Annotated in this window: 2 protein-coding genes; one reads left to right on the top strand and one right to left on the bottom strand. The window is 68.6% G+C overall.

What is annotated here, in order from left to right:
* A partial coding sequence (locus ACWELQ_RS46155) for a PLP-dependent cysteine synthase family protein (protein ID WP_452403266.1) occupies positions 1-640 on the top strand: 640 nt, incomplete at its 5' end.
* Here the strand turns inward: ACWELQ_RS46155 and ACWELQ_RS46150 are convergent.
* A partial coding sequence (locus ACWELQ_RS46150; RefSeq protein ID WP_452403265.1) for a TerD family protein occupies positions 622-1,094 on the bottom strand: 473 nt, incomplete at its 5' end. The genes ACWELQ_RS46155 and ACWELQ_RS46150 overlap by 19 nt on opposite strands.

The raw sequence follows: 1,094 nt of genomic DNA, 5'->3' as shown, positions 1-1,094 counted from the left end.
CCTGGTTCCGAGTCCGGACGGCATGTTCACCGAGCGACTGTTCCGGGCCATGGTCGAGACGGCCGAACAACTCGGCCGGGAGCCGGACACGTTCTGGACCGATCAACTGCACAACACCGACGGCATCACCGGCTATCACGCACTCGGGCAGGAGATCTGGGCGCAGACGGAGGGCCGCGTGGACGCGTTCGTGCAGGCGGTCGGCACGGCCGCGTCATTGCGGGGCGCGGCTTCGCTGCTGCGCTATCACCAGCAGCGGCGACTGATGGTCGTCGCGGTCGAGCCCGCGGAATCGGCGGTGCTGTCGGGCGGTGCGCCCGGCGCGCATCGTATCGAGGGCATCGGCATCGGCTATCGGCCGCCGCTGTGGGATGCCAGCCTGGTCGACGAGGTGGTGGCGGTGGCCACCGCGGACGCCGAGGAGATGGCGCGGCGACTGGCGCGTGAAGAGGGTCTGTGCGCGGGCACCTCCTCCGGCGCGAATGTGCTGGCCGCCATCCGGATCGGGCTGCGGCTGGGGCCGGGCGCGCGCGTGGTCACCGTGCTGGTGGACTCGGGCCTGAAATACCTGAGTACGCCGGTGTTCCGGCGTGCGGACGCCGCTGGGCCCGGAGGTCCGAGTCAGACGTTGACGCCGTAATCGCGGGCGATTCCGGCCAATCCGGAGGCGTAGCCCTGTCCGATGGCGCGGAATTTCCATTCGTTGCCGTGCCGGTAGAGCTCGCCGAACACCATGGCGGTCTCGCTCGAGGCGTCCTCGGTGAGGTCGAAGCGGGTCAGCTCGGAGCCGGTGACCGCGTCGATGACGCGGATGTAGGCGTTGCGGACCTGGCCGAAGGCTTGCCGTCGCAGCTCGGCTTCGTAGATCGATACGGGGAAGAAGATATTGGTGATGGTCGGCGGCATAGCCGCCAGATCCACATTGATCACCTCGTCGTCGCCCTCGCCCGCGCCGGTGAGGTTGTCACCGGTGTGCTCGATGGTGCCCTCCGGCGAGCGCAGGTTGTTGTAGAACACGAAATGCCGGTCGGACACGACGCGCTGGTCGGGTCCGCAGGCCAGCGCACTGGCGTCCAGGTCGAAATCGGCTCCGG

Source organism: Nocardia sp. NPDC004722 (assembly GCF_053601505.1).
The sequence above is the reverse complement of the archived record's forward strand: the minus strand, read 5'-3'. Positions and strand labels throughout refer to the sequence as shown.